The organism is Ruegeria sp. BA12 (assembly GCF_056539625.1).
On record NZ_JBQFVF010000009.1, the window covers coordinates 118496 to 139655 of the forward strand.

The window sequence follows — 21160 nt, forward strand, 5'->3', positions numbered from 1 at the left end:
CATTTCCCAACCAACCAAGGATAGAGCCATTCAGGATAAACCTTGTGCCGACGGTATCAACTCACATCGCCATGATTGTGACGATCCTTGGGCACAAAAAACACAAACTGCACACTAAGGAGCGTGTCATGTTCAAAGGCTCAATGCCAGCCCTCGTCACACCCTTTTCAAACGGCGAGTTGGACCTGAAGACGCTCAAACACTTGGTGGAATGGCAGATTCAGGAAGGCTCGACCGGGCTGGTTCCTGTGGGCACCACCGGTGAAAGCCCGACCCTTAGTCATGAAGAGCATGAAACCGTTGTGGAAGAGGTGGTCAAAGCGGCCGCCGGTCGTGTTCCGGTTATCGCCGGGGCGGGGTCGAATAACACGGTTGAGGCAATCCGCTTTGTGCGATTCGCAGAACGGATCGGTGCCGATGCGGCACTGGTGGTGACGCCGTATTACAACAAGCCGACCCAAAAGGGTCTGGTGGCACATTTCCGTGCGCTGCATGATTGCGCCGATATTCCGATCATCATCTACAACATCCCCGGTCGGTCGGTCGTCGACATGACCCCGGCAACCATGGGTGAACTGGCTGAACTGCCGCGCATCGTGGGCGTCAAGGACGCCACTGGTGATCTGGCGCGCGTTAGCCAGCAGCGTGCGGCCTGTGGGCCCGCGTTCTGCCAACTGTCCGGCGAAGACGCGACCGCGCTGGGCTTTAACGCGCATGGCGGTGTTGGCTGCATCTCGGTGACCGCGAATGTCGCACCGAAGCTTTGCGCCGAGTTCCAGCAGGCGACGTTGGCAGGCGATTTTGCCAAGGCGCTGGAATATCAGGATCGCCTGATGCCCCTGCACGAGGCGATTTTCCTCGAGCCGGGTCTGGTCGGGGCAAAATACGCGCTTAGCAAACTGGGTCTGTGCAGTGACGAGGTCCGCTCGCCTCTAACACCGCTGGAAAACAGCACCAAGGCCGCCATTGATGCCGCAATGGCCCATGCCGGTCTGATTTGAGCCCGGCCTGACCGGATGTTTTCACCCGGTTGGCAATCCCTTGGAAAAGATGGATTGGCCTGTCAGGTCAAAAAAGAAGGGGGCTTAGAGCCCCCTTTTATTATCGTTTTCCGTAGTACAGTCCAACGACGTGTTCGGCCTGTGCAAAGAATAGCCATCGGGAAATTGCAACGCCGGTCAGATGGGATAGGACGGCGAGCAATGCCAGTATGTGATGGAATGGCAGCATCAACAGGATCAGCGGTACGAAAATGGCCAACGTGAACGAGATGATCCGCAGCTTTTCGGCGTGTTTGCGCCCGACCACGTGGACGAACTCGCGCAGCAGATAGTTGGTGCCGGTATGGGGTGGTTCAAACGCCCGAACCGAACCGCGCCCGCCCAGGCCTGTAGCGGTGCCCAGATCAGTGCCGGATTGGACAAAGGCCTTGTCCCCTTGCCGCCAGTACATCAGTTGCACCGCGCCGGCGATCAACAACAACGGCATCGCCCAAGCAAGTTGCCCGGACAGAAGCGCCCCGCCCGCAAGGCTGAAGCTGAGGAACATGGCGGGTGTCAGCTTCATGTTCCAGCGCGGGATGGTCTTGAGCTGGGTATAGATCATCGATGTCGTGAACACTGTTGCCAGTGAGAACAAGGAACCGAGAACGCCCAGAGCGCCCCAGCGCTGCCCAAAAAACACCGCGCCGATGGCGTAAAGCCCCATCAGGATCAGGGCGATGACTGCGCACCAGCCTTCACGGCTGAGCCAGCTTGACCGCCATTGCGTGAAGGCCTTCATTGCGCGTTCCGGGTGGCCCAGGTGGAAGGTCGAGGCCAGCAAGCCGCCGACGGAAAGACCAAAGCCGATGGCAAAAAGCGCAAAGGCGACCCAGCCGGTGACGACGGGCAAGCCGAGGCCGAGGAAAAACAGCAGGCCAAAACCCAGGCCCGAGAGGGTGGTGAAGACGATGACGGAAGGTGCGGGATGCATCAGAGCTTCTCCAGAGTTTTGTCGAGCCAGCCAAGGAATCCTATGGGTTCTTCGGCGACCGGGGCCAGCAGTGGGGCCAGAATGTCGATCTGATCCTCGATCTGATCCTTGGGCCGGGGTGGCAGGTATTTGTTGACGGGTTTGGTGTCCATTTCCGGCATCAGGTCCATGCCCTCACGCTCAGCCACCAGTTTGCTGACGTCGCTGTCAGGATCGCCAAGATCACCGAAATGCCGGGCCCCGGCGGGGCAAGTGCGCACGCAAGAGGGGACACGATCCACCTCGGGCAGGTTCTCGTTGTAGATGCGATCAACGCACAGGGTGCATTTCTTCATCACACCTTCCGCCTGATCCAGCTCGCGCGCGCCATAAGGGCAGGACCACGCGCATAGGCCGCAGCCGATGCAGTCGCTTTCATTGACCAGAACGATGCCATCCTCGACCCGCTTATAGCTGGCCCCGGTGGGGCACACGGTGACGCAGGGCGCGTCTTCGCAATGCAGGCAGGATTTGGGGAAATGGATCAGCTGTGCGTGACCCTCATCCGGTGTCACCTCGTAGGAATGCACACGGTTCAGGAAGGTGCCCGACGGATTGGCGCCATAGGCATCCTGATCCGACAGCGGCGCGCCATAGTTTTCGGTGTTCCAGCCTTTGCAGGAAATCACGCAGGCATGGCAGCCAACGCAGGTGTCCAGGTCGATAACCAGACCCATCTTACGTTCGGTGGATTGGGGGAGTTGGGTCATTTGCCTACCTTCCACGCCAGATCTTTCGGGCCGGTTCCCACCGGCGATTTTATAGGATCGAATTCCGGTTGGCTTTCGGCGTCACCCGGGGCTTCGGCTTTTTCGATTTTGACCTTCAGGTCGAACCAGGCGGCCTGACCGGTAATGGGGTCGGAGTTGGCCCACCGCATGCCATCGCCTTTCGGCGGCATCAGCTCGTGAATCAGATGGTTCAGCAGGAAGCCCTTGGTGGCCTCGGGCGCGTCCTCTTGCAGGGCCCAGGCGCCTTTGCGCTTGCCGATGGCGTTCCAGGTCCAGACGGTGTTTTCATTCAGCGCTGCCATTTCCATGACCGGCACCGTGATTGCCCCATGCGGCGAGCTGACCTTGGCCCAGTCACCATCCTGCAGCCCGTGCTCGCGCATCAGTTTGGTCGGGACATAAAGAGGGTTGCGCCCGTGCAACTGGCGCAGCCAAGCGTTCTGGGTGCCCCAGCTATGGTACATTGCCATAGGGCGTTGGGTCAGGGCGTTGACGGTGAAACCTTCGTTGCCTTGTTGATCGGTCTCGTACCAGATCGGCAGCGGGTCCATCGTGTCCTTGATGCGCTGGCGCAGATGCTCGGGTGGTTGCCTCTCACCATGGCCTTCGGCCGCCAGTTGGAATTTGCGCATCGGTTCCGAGTAAAGCTGGAAAAGGTAAGGTTGCGGGCTGTCATAGATACCCATGCCCACGGCCCAGTCCTGATAGGCTGCGTTCCAAGGTTTGTAGTAATCCGCACCTTCGGGAATATGCGCGACATAGAAGCCGCCGTTGTCGATATAGCGGTTCAATTGTTCCGGGTTGACCTCACCACGCCCTTCCTTGTCGCCATCTGGGCCACGGAAACCGGCCAGCGGGCCAATGCCCGGGCGGCGTTCGTGGTTGACGATGTAGTCGGCATAGTCCTTCCACTTGGCGCTGCCATCTTCGTTGGTGAAGCCGGGCAGGTTCATGCGGTTGGCCAGTTCGATCAACACCGACTGGAACCCGCGGACGTCGCGATCGGGTTCGATCACCGGCCAGCGGATCGCATCGGCGGCGGCATCAGCCTCGCAGATTGGACGGTCCAGAAGCGAGATACAGTCATGCCGTTCCAGATAGGTGGTGTCGGGCAAGACCAGATCGGCATAGGCCACCATTTCCGAGGAATAGGCATCGGAATAGATGATGTTCGGAATGACGTAATTTCCGTCATCATCTTTGGCGGTCAGCATTTCCATCACGCCTTTGGTGTTCATGGACGAGTTCCACGACATGTTTGCCATGTACATAAACAGCGTGTCGATCTTGTAGGGATCACCCGCAGCAGCGTTTGAAATCACCATATGCATCAGCCCGTGGGCCGACATCGGGTTTTCCCAGGTGAACGCCTTGTCGATGCGAATGGGGCTGCCGTCATCGTCCAGCAGCAGATCGTCGGGACCGCGTGGAAAGCCCAGATGCGGCCCGTTCAGCGGTCGGCCCGGACGGCGGTCGCCATGCGGTGTCGGGTGCGCCTCGACCGGTTTGGGATAGGGCGGTTTGAAACGGAAACCTCCGGGCACTTCGACAGTGCCCAGCAGGATTTGCAGAACGTGCAGCGCGCGGCAGGTCTGGAACCCATTTGCATGGGCCGATACCCCGCGCATCGAATGGAAGCTGACCGGACGACCGATCATCTTGGAGTGCTTCTCACCCCGGAAATCGGTCCATTCGTGGTCCAGTTCGATTGCTTCGTCAAAGGCAACACGGGCGATTTCGGCCGCGATGGCGCGGATGCGTTGCGCCGGGATGCCACAGCGTTCGGCCACGGCCTCGGGCGCGTTGTCGTCGCTGAGGTATTTGTCCGCCATCAGGTGGAAGACCGGGCGGTGGGTGACGCCATCTTTTTCGTAAGTCGCCGACAGGTCAGGGCGCACACCCGGCTTGTCAAAGGCGGTCAGCTCGCCTGTGGTGCGGTCGATCACCAGCGGTTTTCCATCGGCGTCGCGCAGGAACAGGCCTTTCTTGGGACCTTCGGCGGCATTCACCAGAACCGGCGCGTTGGTGTAGCGGCTGAGGTAATCAAGGTCGATCTTGCCCGCCTTCATCAGCACGTGGATCAGCGACAGGATGAACAGCCCATCGGTGCCCGGCGTGATCCCGACCCAATCATCGGCCACAGCGTTATATCCCGAACGGATCGGGTTCACCCCGATCACCCGCGCGCCGCGCTTTTTGATCTTGCCGATGCCCATCTTGATCGGGTTGCTGTCATGGTCCTCGGCCACGCCGAACAGCATGAACAGCTTGGTGTGATCCCAGTCGGGCTGACCGAATTCCCAGAACGCGCCACCCATGGTGTAGATGCCACCCGCCGCCATGTTGACGGAACAGAACCCGCCATGGGCCGCATAGTTGGGGGTGCCGAAATTTTGCGCCCAGAAGCTGGTGAAGCTTTGGCTTTGGTCGCGACCGGTAAAGAAGGCCAGTTTCTGCGGCGCGGTTTCGTGCAGCTCGTTCAGCCAGCCAACGGCAGTGCTGATCGCTTCGTCCCATTCGATCTCGCGAAACTCACCCGAGCCGCGCGGACCAACCCTGCGCAGCGGCTTGCGCAGCCGCGACGGCGCGTTGACCTGCATGATCCCGGCCGAGCCCTTGGCGCACAAAACGCCCTTGTTCACTGGATGGTCGCGGTTGCCTTCGATATAGGCGACCTTGCCGTCTTTCATATGAACGTTGATGCCACAGCGGCAGGCACACATGTAACAGGTGGTGCGCCGAACCTCGTCCGAGACTTTAGGGCTGGTGTCTATCTTCGGTTGCTGGATGGTCATCTGGCGTCCTTCTGTCGGGGCGGATCAGGTCAGGAAAGTTATTCCGGCTAGGATAATTCCTGCAATGAAAAGAGTTTCTAAGACGATCAGGGCAATGGCTGCGCCGCCGACCGACAAGATTTGTTTCAGGTTGGTCTTCATGCCGACCGCCGCGATGGCGATCAGCAGCAGCCACCGCGATGCCTGACTAAGCAGTTCAGTGATGAAAGGAGGGATCAGGCCAAATGAGCTGGCGGCAGCCAGAACAAGAAATCCAAGGACAAAGCCCGGAAGGATCGGGGGCCGTTTGCCGGTTTCATCCATTTCAGCAACGCCGCGGATGATCAGCGACGCGACCAGAACCACCGGGGCCAGCATCGCCACACGGATCAGTTTCACCAGCGTTGCGGTATCGCCGGTCTGTTCCGAGATCGAAAAGCCTGCGCCGACCACTTGCGCCACGTCGTGGATCGTACCGCCCAGAAACACGCCCCCTGCGACATCGCTCATGCCCAGAATGCGCACTAAGATCGGATAGGCGATCATCGCAATGGTCGATAGAACGGTGACGCCCAGAACGGTAAAAATCAGGCGCTCTTCGGATCGTTCATCCTTGGGTAGAATGGCGCTGATGGCCATCGCGGCAGAGGCCCCGCAAATCGCGACAGAACCGGCGGTCAGAAGGGCAAAGCGCCATTTGTGGCCAAAGAATCGGGCAACCAGAAGGCCAAAGCCAATTGTTGCTAGAACCCCGCCCACGACCAGAGCGATCAGGTCCCAGCCCAGCCCCATCATCAGCGTCATTGAAACCCGAACACCCAACAGCGCCACGCCCAGGCGTAGCAGGGATTTTGCGGCAAAGCCGATACCAGGGACGGTTTTACCCTCTTCCCCCAAAAAGCTAAGCGCAATGCCCAAAAGTAGAGCCATCAGCATGGCTGGCGTCGCGTAATGCTCAGACAGGAATTTGGCAGATACGGCAACGATGATCGCCACCAGAATGCCTGGGAAAAGGGTGCGGGCCTTTTGGGTGGCGTTTACACCGACAAGATTTGAAATCTGGGTCATGGCCAGCATTTATTCGACGGTCCTTCCTGACGCAGCGGCGTCATCGGCGAGTATGCCGCCGAAGTTATGCTGGTTCCGGATCAGCATGTCTCGGGCTCGGCATCGTCGTGCTGGGCCTGAACAGCGGTCACTGCAATCATGTGCAGAACATCATCTGCCGAACAGCCGCGTGACAGGTCGTTTGCTGGTTTCGCCAGTCCTTGCAGAACCGGCCCGATGGCCTCGGCCCCGCCAATACGCTGTGCGATCTTGTAGCCGAGGTTCCCGGCATCGAGATTCGGGAAGACAAACACGTTGGCTTGCCCCTTCAACGGCGAATCCTTGGCCTTTTTGCTGGCAACTTCGGGCACGTAGGCGGCGTCGAACTGCAGCTCTCCGTCGATCAGCAGATGCGGGCTTGCGGCTTTGGCGATCCGGGTGGCTTCGACCACCTTGGAAACTTTGGGATGGTTGGCGCTGCCGCCTGTGGAAAAGGACAGCATGGCAACACGGGGTTCTTGGCCGGTCAGTGCGTGGTACGACGCCGCCGATGCCTGCGCGATTTCGGCCAGTTCCCGTTCGTCGGGATCAACAACCAGACCGCAATCGGCAAAGATGTGAACACCCTGAACCGCGTGGTGGTCGCGGTCATAAATCATCAGAAAGAAGCTGGACACCATATGGGCGTCGGGCGCTTTGCCAATGATCTGCAAAGCGGCGCGCACAGTGTCCGAGGTGGTTTCAACCGCCCCTCCGACGGTGCCATCAGCCAGTCCCAGGTGGACCAGCATGGCGGCATAGTTCAGGCGGCTTCTGATCAGTTTCTGCGCGTTCTCTGGCGTCATGCCCTTGTGCTTGCGCAGCTCATAATAGGTCGTGGCGAACCGATCTGTATGGGGGGATGTCGCGGGGTCATGGATGGTAATCCCGTCCACATCGGATCCGCCTTTTTCCGCCAGCAAGGCGGTGATCTTGGCGTGATCGCCCACAAGGATGATATCGGCGGCATTTTCGGCACGCGCTTTCAGCGCACCTTCCACCACACGTGGATCATCGCCCTCAGCAAGGGCGATGATCTTTTTGGAACTGGTCGCAGCCCCAAGTATTTGGCGCAGGGGCTTCACGTAATTATGCTCCGGCCTGGGGCTTCATGTCCGCAGCGTCGATACCAGCGACCTCGACGGGCTTCTTCATCGCATCGCGGCGGAACGGGTCACCCAATTCCTGGTTGATCATCGCTTCGATCAGCGTGGTGATGCCGTTTTTCTGATCGATGATCGCCTGGTTCAGCGCCGCAGTCAGCTCGTCCTGTGTGCGCGCCTGAACGCCCTTCAGTCCACAAGCTTGCGCGATGCCCGCATACGATACTTGCTGGTCCAGCTCTGTGCCCACGAAGTTGTCGTCAAACCACAGGGTCGAGTTACGCTTTTCCGCGCCCCACTGATAGTTGCGGAAAACGATCTGGGTTACAGCAGGCCATTCTTCGCGACCAATCGCCGTCAGCTCGTTCACTGCGATGCCGAATGCGCCGTCACCTGAGAAACCGACAACCGGAACATCGGGGCAGCCAATCTTGGCACCGATAACCGCTGGCAGGCCATAGCCGCAGGGGCCGAAAAGGCCAGGAGCCAGATATTTGCGACCCTCTTCAAACGACGGATACGCATTGCCGATGGCGCAGTTGTTGCCGATGTCGGACGAGATGATTGCCTCTGTCGGCAGCGCCGCCTGAATTGCGCGCCACGCCATGCGCGGGCTCATCCAGTCGGGCTTGGCGGCACGGGCGCGCTCGTTCCAGGTGGTGCCCGGATCGTCGTTCTCGTGGGTCAGCGAGCTCAGCTCTTGCGCCCAAGCAGATTTGGTGGTGGCGATGGTGTTTTTGCGATCTTCTCGACCTGCGTCACCAGCATGATCACCCAGACGGGCCAGTAGACCTTCGGCAACTTTCTTGGCATCGCCAACGATGCCAACCGTGACATCTTTGGTCAGGCCGATACGGTCAGGGTTCAAGTCAACCTGAATGATCTTGGCGTCGGTCGGCCAGTAGTTGATGCCGTAGCCGGGCAGGGTCGAGAACGGGTTCAGACGGGTGCCCAGAGCCAGTACGACGTCTGCTTTGGCGATCAGCTCCATACCAGCTTTCGAGCCGTTATAGCCCAAAGGACCGGCAAACAGCGGGTGCGAGCCGGGGAAGGCGTCGTTGTGCTGGTAGCCAACGCAGACCGGTGCGGTCAAACGTTCGGCCAGCTCGGCAGATGCGGGGATCGCGCCGGACAGAACAACGCCAGCGCCGTTCAGGATGACGGGGAACTTGGCTTCCGACAGAATGTCAGCCGCTTCCTGCAGTGCCTCGTCACCGCCTGCGGTGCGAGCGAATTCAACGATCTTCGGCAGCTCGATGTCGATAACCTGGGTCCACATATCGCGCGGGATGTTCATCTGAGCCGGTGCCGAGGCACGCTTGGCCTGCAGGATTACCCGGTTCAGAACTTCGGCGACACGCGACGGGTCACGCAGTTCTTCCTGATAAGCCACGCAGTCCGAGAACATGCGCATCTGCTCCATCTCCTGAAAACCGCCCTGACCGATGGTTTTGTTCGCGGCCTGTGGTGTGATCAGAAGTACTGGTGTGTGGTTCCAGTATGCGGTTTTAACAGCCGTTACAAAGTTGGTGATCCCAGGACCGTTTTGCGCGATCATCATCGACATCTTGCCGGTCGCGCGGGTGTAGCCGTCGGCCATCATGCCGCCGGACCCTTCGTGCGCACAGTCCCAGAACGAAATTCCGGCCTTCGGGAAAATATCCGAGATCGGCATCATGGCCGAGCCGATGATACCGAACGCATGTTCGATCCCGTGCATCTGCAACGTCTTAACGAATGCTTCTTCAGTCGTCATTTTCATGTGTGTGATCTCCGCGCATGTGTGGAATGGCCGGGCCCGGTGCCCCGCCTTTGCATACGGTTTTGACCTATGGGGGAGGGCTGCGTTAGGGCCAGATGGATTTGCGGAATATGTCCAGTATGGCGCTAACAGCCGCGTATGGCCTCTGCGATCAATTTCACACCCGGTTCGATACGGTCCTGCCGGATCGAGGAATAGCCGATACGGTAGAAATTCTTCGGCTGATCCGGCCCCGAAAAGAACGGCGCGCCGGGTTCGATATGAACGCTCTGGCCCTGCAGCGTGTGGGCCAGTTGCGTTGTGTCGACGTGTTCAGGGGCAGACATCCACAGGGATGATCCGCCCATGATGCCACGCCCGGCCACTGTCAGCCCGTGTTTGTCGATCGCTTGGTCCAAGGCCTCACGCCTGCGCGCCAAAGCCTTGGACATGCGCCTGATCTGCGCGTCGTAATGGCCCAATGACAGGAAATAGGCGGCGGTGCGCTGGATGTGCCCCGGCGGGTGGCGCAACACCAACGAACGCAGCGCCCGCGCCTCGCGGATGAAAGGTTCCGAGCCGACCATGTATCCCAGGCGCAATCCCGGAAATAGCGATTTTGAAAAGCTGCCGACATAGATCACGCGGCCATCGCGGTCCATTGACTTCAACGCCGGAGAGGGCGCGCCCAGAAAGGCCATTTCGAACTCATAATCGTCTTCGACCACCATTGCGTCCAGGTCGTGCGCGCGTTCCAGCAATTTGTGCCTGCGTTCAACGGGCATAGTTGCAGTGGTTGGGCTTTGGTGACTGGGCGTCGTAAAGATAACGTCGGCGGTGTCAGGCAATGTCTCAGGGGGCAGCCCGTCGCGGTCGACGGGTATCGGAGTCACGTCGCAATCCCAATGCTCTAGCAGGCTGCGCAGAGAGTAATAGCATGGGTCTTCGATCACCGCGGTGCGATTGTGGGTCAGCAAAATTCGTGAGGCCAGCCACAGTGCGTTCTGCGCGCCCATGGTGATCAGAATCTCTTCGGGGCGGGCGGCGATGCCGCGGCGGGGCAGGGTGTGACGGGCAATGAATTCGACCAGCAACGGATCATCCTGATCCACGTAATCGGTGGTGAGGGATTCGAAATCCTTGTGCCCAAGGGCGCGTACGGCACACAGGCGCCAGTTGGCGTGGTCAAAAAGATTGCGATCCGCTTGCCCGTAAATGAATGGATAGCGATAGCTGCGCCAGTCCCGTGGTTTCGACAGCATGTCCCCGCCCGAGAATCGGCGGGCCAGCGCAGCATCCCAATCCACGGTTTCGGCACCGCGCTGAAGGGGTGTGTATTTCGGCGGCACCGGTGCGTTTTGCGAGACGAAATAGCCCGAACGCCCCTTTGCCGTCAGATAATCATTGGCCAGCAGTTCGGTATAGGCCAGCGTCACCGTAATCCGGCTGACACCCAGATGGGCGGCCAGTTTGCGTGATGAGGGCAGCTTTTCCCCGACATGAAACCTGCCGGACAGTATGCCTTCGGCAATCATCTGCTGGATCTGCGCCTGCAGCGTACCTTGCCCGTTCAGCTCAAGAAAGAATGTGTCGACCGATATTGCCATGAGGTCTTATAGGGTGGACCTAAAAGATGAGCAATCTGGACTTATGACTTTTCCAAAAATTCCCGCGTTGCCGTGGTTGACGGTGGGTTTCAATTAACCTAAATAACTAGAAATCTAGTTTAATGGAGAATCGAATATGTGGGAAACTGCTGCAGCAGGATTTTCGGCCATGGGGTCCGAGGCCCGGTTGAAGGTTCTGAGAACTTTGGTCCGCGCCGGGCAGGCGGGCCTGACGGTTGGTGAAATTCAAGAGCGGACGGGAATAGCACCGTCAACCTTGGCGCATCACCTTCGGTTTTTGGCCGCTGGCGGTGTCGTGGAACAAGAGAAAGTCGGGCGCAGCACGATCAACCGTGCCTGCTATGACGAGTTGAGAAATCTGGCGCAGTTCATCCTTGCCGAATGCTGCGCGGACGAAGTGGGAAAGGCCGCGAACGATGGCTGAACTGACGCAAAATCCCAAAGTGCCCGTGAAGGCGCTTGATCTGATCAAAACCCCTTGGGCATTGATCGTTGCAATCCTGGCCGCCGTGGCTGTTCTGGACCCTGGTAATTGGGTTGAAGTCGTGACTTTTGCTGGTAAGGCGCTGATCCATACCGGCCAGTATATCCTGTTTGCCGTTTTGTTGCTGTCCTACCTCAAGGCGACCGGGGCCGAGGTGATGGTCGCGCGCGCCTTTGAAGGGCGCGAGACGCGGATGATCTTCCTTGCTGCGGTGTTTGGTGGATTGGCGCCGTTCTGTTCCTGTGAGGTCATCCCGTTCATTGCCGGATTGCTGGCGCTGGGTGCGCCCCTGTCTGCGGTGATGGCGTTCTGGCTCAGCTCTCCGTTGATTGACCCGCCAACCCTATTGATCACCGCCGGTGCGTTAGGATGGCCCTTTGCGATAGGCAAGGCGATTGCTGCGGTGGCGCTGGGTCTGTTCGGCGGTTTCGTTGTGCGCGGCCTGAAGCGCTCGGGCGCCTTTGCCCAACCGCTGCGCGACTACAAACCGGCCGGTTGCAGCGCTTGTGGTGGCCCAAAACAGGATGACAAACCGGTCTGGCGATTCTGGCAGGAAGCTGAGCGTCGTCAGCGGTTCCAGTCGGAATTCGTTCACAACGGGCTGTTCCTGCTGAAATGGCTGGCCCTGGCTTATGTGTTAGAGGCGCTGTTGGTCAGTTATGTTCCGGCCGATCTGATCGCCCGCGTGGTGGGGGGCGAAGGTGTCGTACCCATCGTGATCGCGGCGTTGGTCGGGATGCCTGCCTATCTGAATTCCTACGTCGCGCCGCCACTGCTAGCGGGGCTGACAGAACAGGGGATGAGTGCGGGGGCCGCGATGTCGTTCATGATCGCGGGTGCGGTCAGCTCGATCCCGGCGATGGCAGCGGTGTGGTCACTGGTCAAACCACGGGTCTTTGCCACCTATCTGGGTCTTGGGATTACCGGGGCGATCATTGCTGGTATTCTGTTTCAGATGATCTAAAGGAAAAACCGCCCGGAGATACCTCCGGGCGGTTTTGCTTATTGGTTGGCCTCGCACAGGCTCGGCAATTTGAACCTGTACCGTGCCTCTCCGCTGTTTACGTAGACACGTTTTTCGACACAGGCTGTGGTGCCTACTGTTCGTGCGACATGCTCTTTGGGTTCGTTGATGGAGGTGGCCGACCCATCCGGCAATTGAATCGAGGCTATGACACCGTTCTTCAAGTCACCGTTCACGGGGGTTGCCGACAGAACCGAAACGGTCAGGTACGAGTCATGTTCGTGCGCGCCGTTGTCATTGAAAACCAGCAATGCGGTAGCAATTGAGATGGTGCCGACGATTGCAACCGCCAACAAACCCCATGTCTTCAAAAAAGCATAGATCGATACGGCGTGGTGCGGGCCAAAGATTTTGGACAGGATGGTCAGCATGGAATCCCTGCGGGAAAAAAGCCCCTGCCTGTTCGGACTGGGGCCATCTGTGCCTTAGGGGCGCAGATCGTCTTCGTCTTCATCCTCGGCCCCGCCTTTGGGCAGGTTGAAGAAGCTGTCGGCGTCGATGACCGGCTCTTCTTCTTTCTCTTCCACAGGCTCGTCAGACAGCGAGAAGGTTTCCAGACCTTCGATGGCGGTTGGGATCTTGGGTGCTGCGTCCATTTCCAGCGATTGTTCGGTCGAAACCAGCTTGCGGCGTTCGTCATCGCTCATGACGCCACCTTCGGCTGCCTTCTTGGCTGCGGCTTTCTGAACGATGGCGTCCAGCTCGGATTGCTTGCACAAGCCCAGCGCAACCGGGTCGATCGGTTGCATGTTCGAAATGTTCCAGTGGGTACGCTCGCGGATCGACTGAATGGTTGGCTTGGTGGTGCCCACCAGCTTGGCGATCTGACCGTCGCTAAGTTCGGGATGGAATTTGACCAGCCAAAGGATCGAGTTCGGACGGTCCTGCCGTTTGGACAGCGGGGTATAGCGCGGACCACGACGTTTTTCTTCACCGCTAGCAGCTGGGTTGAACTTGAGCTTCAGCTTATGCAGCGGGTTGCCCTGCGCCGAGTCGATCTCATCCTGGGTCAGCTGGTTGTTGGCGATGGGGTCGAACCCTTTCACGCCCGCGGCCACGTCGCCATCGGCGATGCCTTGCACTTCCAACTCGTGCATGCCCACGAAATCCGCGATCTGCTTGAAGCTGATCGTGGTGTTGTCCACCAGCCATACGGCTGTTGCCTTGGCCATAAGCGGTTTTGCCATCAGCCCGTCTCCTATAAATACATCTGTCCCGTCGCCGGAATTCGGCGGCCCCGAAGCTTTGGGGCAGGTTTCCGTTGTCGGGGAACTCGGGGCCTATATAGTCGCGGCAAGGCAAGAAGGGAAGAGGCGAATGCGCTGGGTGATTTTGTGGGTCTTGAGCGCGGTCGCCGCACTGGCAGACGGAGAGAAAGCCGGTCAATTCGACTATTACGTCCTGTCGCTAAGTTGGTCGCCCAACTGGTGCGCCCGCGAAGGCGATGCGCGCGGGTCGGACCAATGCGATGCGCGCCATGATCACGGTTGGATATTGCATGGGTTGTGGCCGCAATATCACCAGGGTTGGCCAGCGTTCTGTCGCACGGCTGAGGCACCGCCAACGCGCCGCATGACACGCGAAATGACGGATATTCAGGGCTCTTCGGGTTTGGCGTGGCACCAGTGGAAAAAGCACGGAACCTGTTCGGGGCTGTCCGCGCCGGACTATTTCGCGCTGTCTCGGCAGGCTTATGACGGAGTCGTGCGTCCGCAAGTGTTCCGTCAATTGGAGACATCGGTCAAGTTACCCGCCTCGGTGGTCGAAGAGGCGTTTTTGAAGGCCAATCCCGGTTTAGAGCGGGACATGATCACAATCACCTGCAAGCAGGGCTATATTGAAGAGGTCCGTCTGTGCCTGTCGCGCGACCTTAATCCGGTGCCTTGTGGTCGCGACGTTATCCGCGATTGCACAGCCAAAGACGCGCTGTTCGATCCGATTCGTTAGAGCTTCCGGTTCTGGCAGTCGCGGGCATAGTCCAGCGCTTTGGCGGTGCCCTTGAGATCAATTGCCATCACCACTTCGCCTGCCGGGTTATAGACGGTCATGGTTTTGTTCTGCGCGATGGCGTTAACGAAACTGCGGTCGGTGAAGAACACTGTCGCGCCCGGCACGTCACGCTGATTGAAGCCGATGGCAGTGGCATCAAAGCTTTTACCATCGAGTTCGAAGCGGATTGGGTAACTCTTACCCTGCTCAATATCGCCCCAGGCCTTGTTGTAGACGGCGAAATACCCGCGATTGTCCAACGCGTCATAGCCGATACGCACCACCGAGAGGTCTTGATAGATCGTCTGGATCAGACACCCATTGCCCAGCGCGGGGTCCATCATGATGTTCCAGCCTTCGACAAAGCCTTTGTCGATGAGTTCCTGCGACCAAGCTGCAGTTGCGGTGAAGGCGGCGATTGTGAGGGCGAGAAGGCGGGTCATCAAACAACTCTCAAACTAATAGGGTTCTATTGACGTTATTAATTTTTTATTGAATTACAAAGGTATAACTTCTTTGTAAGAAATTACAGTGACTTGGAGCCGATGAAGCTGTTGCTCACCGCGCTATTCAGCGTTTTCGCATACTCTATGACTTCTCTATTCCTGTTCGGAGGTGTTTTTCAGCCAATAGCATTTATTACGATTTGGAACGGTCGATTGGGTGCCCCATTTTGGTTGGCTTTTGTGTTTCTCGGCGGTTTTTTTGGTTTTTTTGTTGGTGCGTTCTTAAGTAAGCTTGGTTTCAAGTCCCAAGTGACCCTGCCGGTGTTTATTGTCATGGCTATGAGCCTTTCAGGCGTGTTTGTCGGGTCGTATACAAGCTTTCTACGTGCCCGAGAAATCAATGCCTTCGGTACGGACGTAGAGTTTAGGAATTCGTTCTTTCAAACGCTTCGAAATGCGCCAAGAGAGTTTCAGTTCTATTTACATGCAGCAGCCCTAAAAGACTGCGTTCCATATGCTTGGAGTTATCGGAGCATGTCATTTTACCAACTGCCGAACAACGTCGCGGTCAATGTTCTGCCGTATGAATGGTTGGTGCAATGCAATATCACCAGAAATAAGCTTGAGCACTTGTCAAACGGAACACCTGACAAGATCAAAGCTCTTTCCGCGCCCTCAACGCAGCCGTGATCGTCCCGTCATCCAGATAATCCAGCTCTCCGCCAATCGGCACGCCTTGCGCCAGCGAGGTCAGGCGGACCTGTCCTTCCAACTGATCGGCAATATAATGCGCGGTAGTCTGACCGTCGACGGTGGCGTTCAGGGCGAGGATGATCTCGGTGATCCCTTCGGCTGTCACGCGGTCCTTGAGGCGAGGAATGCGAAGTTCGTCCGGGCCGACCCCGTCCAGCGCCGACAATGTGCCGCCCAGAACGTGATAGCGGCCTTTGAAGACCCCGGCGCGTTCCATTGCCCACAGGTCGGCCACGTCTTCGACCACGCATAGCTCTCCGGTCGCGCGGTCCTCGCTGTCGCAGATGTCACAGATATCGGTGGTGCCGACGTTGCCGCAGTTCAGGCATTCGCGGGCGGTGATGGCAACCTGCTGCATGGCGTCCGACAGGGGTGTCAGCAGCAGGGCGCGCTTGCGGATCAGATGCAACACCGCGCGGCGGGCCGAGCGGGGGCCGAGGCCCGGCAGCTTGGCCATCAGATCAATCAGGTTGTCGATATCGCTGTTCGAACTCACCGAGGGTGCTCCTGCAAAGGGGCCGGGCAGGGGCGCCCGGCCGATGATCCGTCAGGAGGGGGTATCAGAACGGCAGCTTGATGTCTGCGGGCAGGCCCATGCTTTCGGTCAGCTTCGCCATTTCGGCCTGTGCGCGTTCAGTCGCTTTGGTTTGTGCGTCCTTGATGGCGGCCAGGATCAGGTCCTCGACCACTTCCTTGTCGTCGCCGTTAAAGATCGATGGGTCGATGTCCAGACCTTTCAGCTCACCTTTTGCGGTGGCGGTGGCCTTGACCAGTCCTGCACCGGATTCGCCAACGACCGTCATGTTGTTCAGCTCTTCCTGCATGTCGGTCATCTTGGCCTGCAAGTCCTGCGCGGATTTCATCATCTTGGCCATGTCGCCCAGACCGCCGAGTCCTTTGAGCATCGGTATTCTCCTGTGTATCGCTTTGTCGCCTAAATACGGGTGGTACCCGTGTGGCACAAGGGGGTGGGGTTGCTCCCGCCCGTCGTCAAGGTCTTTGAAAGACCTTTCCTCCCGTTGGGCCCGGCAGCGCGGGCAAAGCCCGCGCTGCCGGGCCCAAGGCCGCTCAGGGCGATCGGCGTCAGCCGATGGCCCGTGGCGGGCGCGGGAGGATTTCGGGGGTGTGTGTTGAAGTGGCTCAGTCTTCCTCGAACGGGTCCCATTCGTCTTCGACCTCGGGCAGGGCTTCGGTTTCGACCTTGGCTGCGCGTTGCTCAGGCGTTTCGATGCTTTTGATCCGCGCCTTCGGGAACTGGGCCAGAACCGCCTGCACCAGCGGGTGTTCGCGGGCTTCTGCCTTCAGTGCTTCCTCAGCCGCGTTTTCCTTTTCATAGATCGTCTCGCCGCCGCCTTCGTTGACGACAGTGACTGCCCAGCGGTTACCGGTCCATCGCTGCAGGGCGGTCCCCAGACGTTGCGCCAACTGGGCCGAGGCACGCTGGGTCGGTTGGAATTCGATACGCCCGGGTTGATAGGCTGCAAGCCGCAAAGACCGCTTCACCTCATCCAGAAGCACGCCGTCCCGGTTTGCGCGGATCAGTTCGACCACATGATCGAAGGTCGGATAACGTGCCAGGGCGGCCTGCACATCCTGCGCCAACGCCGCGCTGGGAGCGCCGCCGCCCCCACCATGGGCGGGAGCTGAATAAGAAGATGCCACCGGCGCTTGCGTCTGAACCGCGGCATGTGATGGCACCGGTATCCCGCCACCGGGTCCGCCATTTGGCGGTGGGGGCGTGTCTTGCAGACGTTTGATCAACTCTTCCGGGCTGGGCAGGTCTGCCACATGGGTCAGTCGGATCACTGCCATTTCAGCTGCCATCATGGCATTTGGGGCCGCCGAGACCTCTTCGAGCGCTTTAAGCAACATCTGCCACATCCTGGTCAGGACGCGCATCGGCAGGGCTTCGGCCATTTGTTGACCACGCGCGCGCTCGTCCGGCGAAACGGTGGGATCATTGGCTGCGTCTGGCGTGATTTTAACCACAGAGACCCAATGGGTGATCTCGGCCAGATCGCGTAGCACGGCCAGCGGATCGGCTCCTTCGGCATATTGCCCGCCCAACTCGGTCAGCGCGCCTGCAGCGTCCCCGCGCAGGATCATGTCCATCAGGTCCAGTACCCGACCGCGATCAGCCAGGCCCAGCATCGCGCGGACCTGATCGGCGCTGGTTTCACCCGCACCGTGCGAGATTGCCTGATCCAGCAGCGAGGTTGCATCCCGAGCCGAACCCTCGGCTGCACGGGTGATCAGCGCCAGCGCGTCATCCGCGATCTGAGCGTTTTCCGCCGCCGCGATCTTGCTGAGCAGGCCGATCATGTCCTCGGGCTCGATCCGACGCAGGTCAAACCGCTGACAACGGGACAGCACCGTCACCGGCACTTTGCGAATCTCGGTTGTGGCAAAGATGAACTTCACATGCTCGGGCGGTTCCTCAAGCGTCTTGAGCAGCGCGTTGAACGCACTGGTCGACAGCATGTGGACCTCGTCTATAATGTAGATCTTGTAGCGCGCACTAGCCGCGCGATAGCGGACGCTGTCGATGATCTCGCGAATATCGTTCACACCGGTGCGGCTGGCGGCGTCCATCTCCATCACATCGACGTGGCGGCCTTCCATAATGGCCACGCAATGCTCGCATTGGCCGCAGGGTTCCGTGGTCGGCTTACCCTCGCCATCGGGGCCGATGCAGTTCATGCCCTTGGCGATGATCCGGGCCGTGGTGGTTTTGCCGGTACCGCGAATGCCGGTCATGATGAAGGCCTGCGCGATGCGGTCGGCCTCGAACGCGTTTTTCAGCGTGCGCACCATGGCATCCTGACCGACGAGATCGGCAAAAGTTTCCGGGCGGTATTTGCGGGCAAGAACCTGATAGGCGGGGCTGGGCGTGTCGTTCATATCTGCTCTGTCGGATTCGGGTTCCGATGCAGCGTAGAGACCCCCGCCGCCCGCGTCCACAGCAGGCTTGGGTGAATTTCGGTTTGCAGCACAATTTGCACGCCTTAGAAGCGAGTATCAGGGAGGGTCCGTAGTGAGCCAGTTCGCACTTCATTCAGTTCAGATTGGAAACGGCACCGTTGCCTTGTCGCCCCTTCCGGGGCGCGGTGGCGGGTATACGCGGGACTTGGGAATGATCCGCGACTGGCAGCCGGATCTTGTGATCTCGATGACCACCGAGATCGAAATACTGCAAGAGGGCGCAAGTGGGCTTGGCGAAGACCTGCACGCACTCAATATCGCATGGGTGCATCTGCCGGTTGCGGATTTCGGTACGCCGCCTCCTGAGGTTGACGCGGCGTGGGGCAGTGTCAGCCCTGCGGCGACTGATATCCTGTCCTGCGGGGGGCGGGTGCTGGTGCATTGCCGGGGCGGCTGTGGCCGGTCCGGGATGATCGTGCTGCGCCTTATGGTCGAGCATGGCGAAGACCCCGAGACAGCGTTGGCCCGTTTGCGGGCGGTGCGGTCCTGCGCCGTCGAGACCGACGGCCAGATGGAATGGGCAGCCCTTGGGCGGACGCGCGGCTAGATCAGAGCGCCACCTGCCGCTCTGCCTGTGCCACCGGGTTGGGCGGAATCGCTGTGACCTCAAGCATGGCGCAGGGGGGGGTGGTTAGCATGCCTGCGGGGCGCATGGTCACATCCGGGCCGAACATCATATCTGCGTAAGCATCCAGCGACTCGAGGGGCGCATCCTCGCTTGTTCCACAAAAGACCCGGATCAGGTCTTTTTGAGCGCGAAACCGTGCGCTGCATCCTTGCGTGCAATAGGCCAGCTCAGTGCTGCCGTCGAACTCAAAATCAGGCGTCGTCGCAGGAACGGCCGCGTCCATCGCCTGCACGATCGTGCGCGCCATCCGGGCCAGCGCCGGACAGGTTTTTCCTGTGCGTTGGCAAACGGTTGCGGTAAATTGGTGTGTCTTTGTCTTCCAGATCATATTGCGCCCTCCGCGCGTGGAACGGGGGCATGGATCAGGTGTGGCAGCGTGCTGACGACCTGCCCGGACACCCCGTCCGAGTTTCAGTTTCTTGTTCGATGGCAGGTCTCCTGACTTGCGGGTCGTTGCGTTGCCGACCTTCCCAGCCTTGCGGCCAGTGGTGTTTCGGCATTGCTCACCGCTTACAGTTGCGGGGGCAGTCGCGGCCTTGGTTCGTTCCGGTTTTCCGGGCAGAACCGCACCGTGTTCCCTTTTCATCCCGCCCCGGGGACCGGGGACGAGAACCATCACCCAATCGCTAGCGGGTAGGGGTGACCTGAGTCAAGCCGCCTTTTGGTGGGGCAAAGTGGACGCGTGGTCATGCGGAAACAGGATTGACTTAGGGCGGCAAAAGATGCCGTTTGGGGTGGTGAACTAATCGGTTCAGATTGAGGGCGCCATGCTGGATACCGCACAAGCTGTTTTAACCGAGGATTTTCAGTTTCCTTCTGGTTCGACCCAACTGTCGGCTCGGCTGTATCTGCCGGTGGCCGAACCTGGGATCGCAGTGGTGATCCACAGCGCCACCGGGGTGCCGCGCGACTATTATCAGCATTTTGCACGCTGGTTGGCTGCGGAACATGGCATGGCCTGTCTGACCTATGATTACAGCGATTTCGGCCATTCGCAGAGCAGGCCATTGAAGTCAGCTCAGGCCACGATGGCGGATTGGGCGCTGATCGACATGCCTGCGGCTCGGGCCGAGATGCGCAGGCGATACCCCGACGCGCAGCACTGGAGCATCGGCCATTCCGTCGGCGGTATGCTGGGGCCGATTCAACCCGATATTGATCAGATCGACCGTATGATCTGCGTCTGCGCCGGGCCGGTGACTGTGTCGGACCATCCCTGGCCTTATCGGGCGTTGGCTTTGCTGTTTTGGTACGGACACGCGCCCCTGGCCGTAAAAGCGCTGGGTTACCTGCCGGGCAAGGCACTAGGATTCGGATCGAACCTGCCTGCCAGCGTCTATTGGCAGTGGCGCCGCTGGTGTACTGCGCCGCGCAACTACCTGCCTGAAATCGGCGTGTCCTTGCCCGAGGCCCGCTGGGCACAGTCAGACACACCAGTGGATCTGTTCAGCTTTGAGGATGACGATCTGGTGCCAAAGAACGCGGTCTGGCGGCTGGCTGATCTGTACGGGCCCAACGCACGCCGCCATTTGTTGTCTCCGGCCGAGTTCGGACTGTCCGAGGTTGGCCATATCGGTGCCTTTGCCCGGCGCAATTCGGCTGTCTGGCCACGGTTGATTGCCTAGGCCTGTTCGCAACAATTCCATGTCGGGAGCTTAAGTGAGAGGTTGGACATCGACCCAAGCGGGGCTCGTTGTGGCTGCTTCCTTCCGGACCTGACCAGGTTGGCGAGGCGCTCGCCCGCGCCAACCTCTCGGGGTCTGATATAGGCAACGGGC

At 59.3% G+C, this 21160-nt stretch carries 21 protein-coding genes, 1 other RNA gene and 1 riboswitch; of the genes, 7 read left to right on the forward strand and 15 right to left on the reverse strand.

What is annotated here, in order from left to right; translation table 11 throughout:
- Positions 1-128: 128 nt before the first annotated feature.
- Positions 129-1001 carry a 4-hydroxy-tetrahydrodipicolinate synthase gene (gene dapA / locus ACR0B0_RS16395; RefSeq protein ID WP_170351012.1) on the forward strand — a complete coding sequence of 291 codons (873 nt, stop codon included), beginning with the start codon at positions 129-131 and terminating at the stop codon, positions 999-1001.
- Between the two features lie 100 nt (positions 1002-1101).
- On the opposite strand, the gene ACR0B0_RS16400 is transcribed toward dapA, so the two are convergent.
- The 7 genes from ACR0B0_RS16400 to pdxR all read right to left on the reverse strand — a co-directional run bounded on the left by ACR0B0_RS16400 (position 1102) and on the right by pdxR (position 11055).
- The gene (locus ACR0B0_RS16400; protein ID WP_170351011.1) at positions 1102-1974 is read right to left on the reverse strand and encodes a dimethyl sulfoxide reductase anchor subunit family protein; all 873 of its coding nucleotides are present in this window, start codon (positions 1972-1974) and stop codon (positions 1102-1104) included.
- Complete coding sequence (locus ACR0B0_RS16405) at positions 1974-2723, reverse strand: 4Fe-4S dicluster domain-containing protein (RefSeq protein ID WP_480648732.1); 750 nt, start codon at positions 2721-2723, stop codon at positions 1974-1976. The genes ACR0B0_RS16400 and ACR0B0_RS16405 overlap by 1 nt, the downstream gene beginning before the upstream one ends.
- On the reverse strand, positions 2720-5539 hold the full coding sequence (locus ACR0B0_RS16410; RefSeq protein ID WP_480648734.1) for a molybdopterin oxidoreductase family protein: 2820 nt from the start codon (positions 5537-5539) through the stop codon (positions 2720-2722). Before ACR0B0_RS16410 ends, ACR0B0_RS16405 begins: the two co-directional genes overlap by 4 nt.
- Before the next feature lie 24 nt (positions 5540-5563).
- Positions 5564-6586 carry a YeiH family protein gene (locus ACR0B0_RS16415; RefSeq protein ID WP_480648773.1) on the reverse strand — a complete coding sequence of 341 codons (1023 nt, stop codon included), beginning with the start codon at positions 6584-6586 and terminating at the stop codon, positions 5564-5566.
- A gap of 80 nt (positions 6587-6666) precedes the next feature.
- Positions 6667-7689, reverse strand: coding sequence for a phosphate acetyltransferase (pta, locus tag ACR0B0_RS16420; RefSeq protein WP_170351007.1), 1023 nt, complete (start codon positions 7687-7689; stop codon positions 6667-6669).
- Positions 7690-7693: 4 nt separating this feature from the next.
- Complete coding sequence (gene xsc, locus ACR0B0_RS16425; RefSeq protein ID WP_170398326.1) at positions 7694-9469, reverse strand: sulfoacetaldehyde acetyltransferase; 1776 nt, start codon at positions 9467-9469, stop codon at positions 7694-7696.
- A 125-nt stretch (positions 9470-9594) separates the two neighbouring features.
- Entirely contained in the window at positions 9595-11055 is a 1461-nt protein-coding gene (gene pdxR, locus ACR0B0_RS16430; RefSeq protein WP_170398329.1) for a MocR-like pyridoxine biosynthesis transcription factor PdxR, read from the reverse strand.
- 136 nt (positions 11056-11191) lie between these two features.
- Here pdxR and ACR0B0_RS16435 point away from each other — a divergent pair, with 136 nt between their 5' ends.
- Positions 11192-11500 (forward strand): ArsR/SmtB family transcription factor, encoded by a 309-nt coding sequence (locus ACR0B0_RS16435; protein WP_058283064.1) that lies wholly within the window; start codon positions 11192-11194, stop codon positions 11498-11500.
- Positions 11493-12524: a permease gene (locus tag ACR0B0_RS16440; RefSeq protein WP_480648735.1), complete on the forward strand. Its 1032-nt coding sequence runs from the start codon at positions 11493-11495 to the stop codon at positions 12522-12524. The genes ACR0B0_RS16435 and ACR0B0_RS16440 overlap by 8 nt, the downstream gene beginning before the upstream one ends.
- A 38-nt stretch (positions 12525-12562) precedes the next feature.
- Here the strand turns inward: ACR0B0_RS16440 and ACR0B0_RS16445 are convergent, their stop codons facing one another.
- Together ACR0B0_RS16445 and ACR0B0_RS16450 are read right to left on the reverse strand one after the other, a co-directional pair.
- Positions 12563-12955: a hypothetical protein gene (locus ACR0B0_RS16445; protein ID WP_480648737.1), complete on the reverse strand. Its 393-nt coding sequence runs from the start codon at positions 12953-12955 to the stop codon at positions 12563-12565.
- A gap of 54 nt (positions 12956-13009) precedes the next feature.
- Positions 13010-13771: a DUF1013 domain-containing protein gene (locus ACR0B0_RS16450; RefSeq protein WP_480638053.1), complete on the reverse strand. Its 762-nt coding sequence runs from the start codon at positions 13769-13771 to the stop codon at positions 13010-13012.
- A gap of 130 nt (positions 13772-13901) precedes the next feature.
- On the opposite strand from ACR0B0_RS16450, the gene ACR0B0_RS16455 reads away from it, so the two are divergent.
- Positions 13902-14531, forward strand: a complete 630-nt coding sequence (locus tag ACR0B0_RS16455; RefSeq protein ID WP_480648739.1) for a ribonuclease T2 family protein — start codon at positions 13902-13904, stop codon at positions 14529-14531.
- On the opposite strand, the gene ACR0B0_RS16460 is transcribed toward ACR0B0_RS16455, so the two are convergent.
- Positions 14528-15016 (reverse strand): hypothetical protein, encoded by a 489-nt coding sequence (locus ACR0B0_RS16460; protein WP_170351000.1) that lies wholly within the window; start codon positions 15014-15016, stop codon positions 14528-14530. The genes ACR0B0_RS16455 and ACR0B0_RS16460 overlap by 4 nt on opposite strands.
- 102 nt (positions 15017-15118) lie before the next feature.
- Between ACR0B0_RS16460 and ACR0B0_RS16465 the strand changes: the two genes are divergently transcribed.
- Positions 15119-15709 (forward strand): hypothetical protein, encoded by a 591-nt coding sequence (locus tag ACR0B0_RS16465; RefSeq protein ID WP_170350999.1) that lies wholly within the window; start codon positions 15119-15121, stop codon positions 15707-15709.
- Here ACR0B0_RS16465 and recR read toward each other — a convergent pair.
- The 3 genes from recR to ACR0B0_RS16480 form a co-directional block, all read right to left on the reverse strand.
- Positions 15675-16268, reverse strand: a complete 594-nt coding sequence (gene recR, locus ACR0B0_RS16470; protein WP_170350998.1) for a recombination mediator RecR — start codon at positions 16266-16268, stop codon at positions 15675-15677. The genes ACR0B0_RS16465 and recR overlap by 35 nt on opposite strands.
- A gap of 64 nt (positions 16269-16332) precedes the next feature.
- Positions 16333-16677 carry a YbaB/EbfC family nucleoid-associated protein gene (locus ACR0B0_RS16475; protein ID WP_170398342.1) on the reverse strand — a complete coding sequence of 115 codons (345 nt, stop codon included), beginning with the start codon at positions 16675-16677 and terminating at the stop codon, positions 16333-16335.
- A gap of 235 nt (positions 16678-16912) precedes the next feature.
- Positions 16913-18673, reverse strand: coding sequence for a DNA polymerase III subunit gamma/tau (locus ACR0B0_RS16480; RefSeq protein WP_480648741.1), 1761 nt, complete (start codon positions 18671-18673; stop codon positions 16913-16915).
- Between the two features lie 133 nt (positions 18674-18806).
- Between ACR0B0_RS16480 and ACR0B0_RS16485 the strand changes: the two genes are divergently transcribed.
- On the forward strand, positions 18807-19301 hold the full coding sequence (locus ACR0B0_RS16485) for a protein-tyrosine phosphatase family protein (RefSeq protein ID WP_480648743.1): 495 nt from the start codon (positions 18807-18809) through the stop codon (positions 19299-19301).
- A gap of 1 nt (position 19302) precedes the next feature.
- Here ACR0B0_RS16485 and ACR0B0_RS16490 read toward each other — a convergent pair whose 3' ends face one another.
- A complete protein-coding gene (locus ACR0B0_RS16490; RefSeq protein WP_480648745.1) occupies positions 19303-19710 on the reverse strand; it encodes a hypothetical protein in 408 nt (135 codons plus the stop codon).
- An 83-nt stretch (positions 19711-19793) separates the two neighbouring features.
- A riboswitch (cobalamin riboswitch) is annotated at positions 19794-20014 on the reverse strand.
- A gap of 135 nt (positions 20015-20149) precedes the next feature.
- Here ACR0B0_RS16490 and ACR0B0_RS16495 point away from each other — a divergent pair.
- The gene (locus ACR0B0_RS16495) at positions 20150-21007 is read left to right on the forward strand and encodes an alpha/beta hydrolase family protein (RefSeq protein WP_480648747.1); all 858 of its coding nucleotides are present in this window, start codon (positions 20150-20152) and stop codon (positions 21005-21007) included.
- 32 nt (positions 21008-21039) lie between these two features.
- On the opposite strand, the gene ffs is transcribed toward ACR0B0_RS16495, so the two are convergent.
- An RNA gene (gene ffs / locus ACR0B0_RS16500) (signal recognition particle sRNA small type) lies at positions 21040-21138 on the reverse strand.
- Positions 21139-21160 lie beyond the last annotated feature (22 nt).

Bases quoted from the DNA above. Each gene is read 5' to 3' on its own strand.
- ACR0B0_RS16445 (WP_480648737.1), bottom strand. From the start codon at position 12,955: ATGCTGACCATCCTGTCCAAAATCTTTGGCCCGCACCACGCCGTATCG.
- ACR0B0_RS16480 (WP_480648741.1), bottom strand. From the start codon at position 18,673: ATGAACGACACGCCCAGCCCCGCCTATCAGGTTCTTGCCCGCAAATAC.
- ACR0B0_RS16460 (WP_170351000.1), bottom strand. From the start codon at position 15,016: ATGACCCGCCTTCTCGCCCTCACAATCGCCGCCTTCACCGCAACTGCA.
- ACR0B0_RS16415 (WP_480648773.1), bottom strand. From the start codon at position 6,586: ATGACCCAGATTTCAAATCTTGTCGGTGTAAACGCCACCCAAAAGGCC.
- ACR0B0_RS16440 (WP_480648735.1), top strand. From the start codon at position 11,493: ATGGCTGAACTGACGCAAAATCCCAAAGTGCCCGTGAAGGCGCTTGAT.
- ACR0B0_RS16410 (WP_480648734.1), bottom strand. From the start codon at position 5,539: ATGACCATCCAGCAACCGAAGATAGACACCAGCCCTAAAGTCTCGGAC.
- ACR0B0_RS16465 (WP_170350999.1), top strand. From the start codon at position 15,119: ATGAAGCTGTTGCTCACCGCGCTATTCAGCGTTTTCGCATACTCTATG.
- ACR0B0_RS16435 (WP_058283064.1), top strand. From the start codon at position 11,192: ATGTGGGAAACTGCTGCAGCAGGATTTTCGGCCATGGGGTCCGAGGCC.
- ACR0B0_RS16475 (WP_170398342.1), bottom strand. From the start codon at position 16,677: ATGCTCAAAGGACTCGGCGGTCTGGGCGACATGGCCAAGATGATGAAA.
- ACR0B0_RS16400 (WP_170351011.1), bottom strand. From the start codon at position 1,974: ATGCATCCCGCACCTTCCGTCATCGTCTTCACCACCCTCTCGGGCCTG.
- ACR0B0_RS16450 (WP_480638053.1), bottom strand. From the start codon at position 13,771: ATGGCAAAACCGCTTATGGCCAAGGCAACAGCCGTATGGCTGGTGGAC.
- ACR0B0_RS16455 (WP_480648739.1), top strand. From the start codon at position 13,902: ATGCGCTGGGTGATTTTGTGGGTCTTGAGCGCGGTCGCCGCACTGGCA.
- dapA (WP_170351012.1), top strand. From the start codon at position 129: ATGTTCAAAGGCTCAATGCCAGCCCTCGTCACACCCTTTTCAAACGGC.
- ACR0B0_RS16405 (WP_480648732.1), bottom strand. From the start codon at position 2,723: ATGACCCAACTCCCCCAATCCACCGAACGTAAGATGGGTCTGGTTATC.
- ACR0B0_RS16495 (WP_480648747.1), top strand. From the start codon at position 20,150: ATGCTGGATACCGCACAAGCTGTTTTAACCGAGGATTTTCAGTTTCCT.
- xsc (WP_170398326.1), bottom strand. From the start codon at position 9,469: ATGAAAATGACGACTGAAGAAGCATTCGTTAAGACGTTGCAGATGCAC.
- ACR0B0_RS16490 (WP_480648745.1), bottom strand. From the start codon at position 19,710: ATGATCTGGAAGACAAAGACACACCAATTTACCGCAACCGTTTGCCAA.
- pdxR (WP_170398329.1), bottom strand. From the start codon at position 11,055: ATGGCAATATCGGTCGACACATTCTTTCTTGAGCTGAACGGGCAAGGT.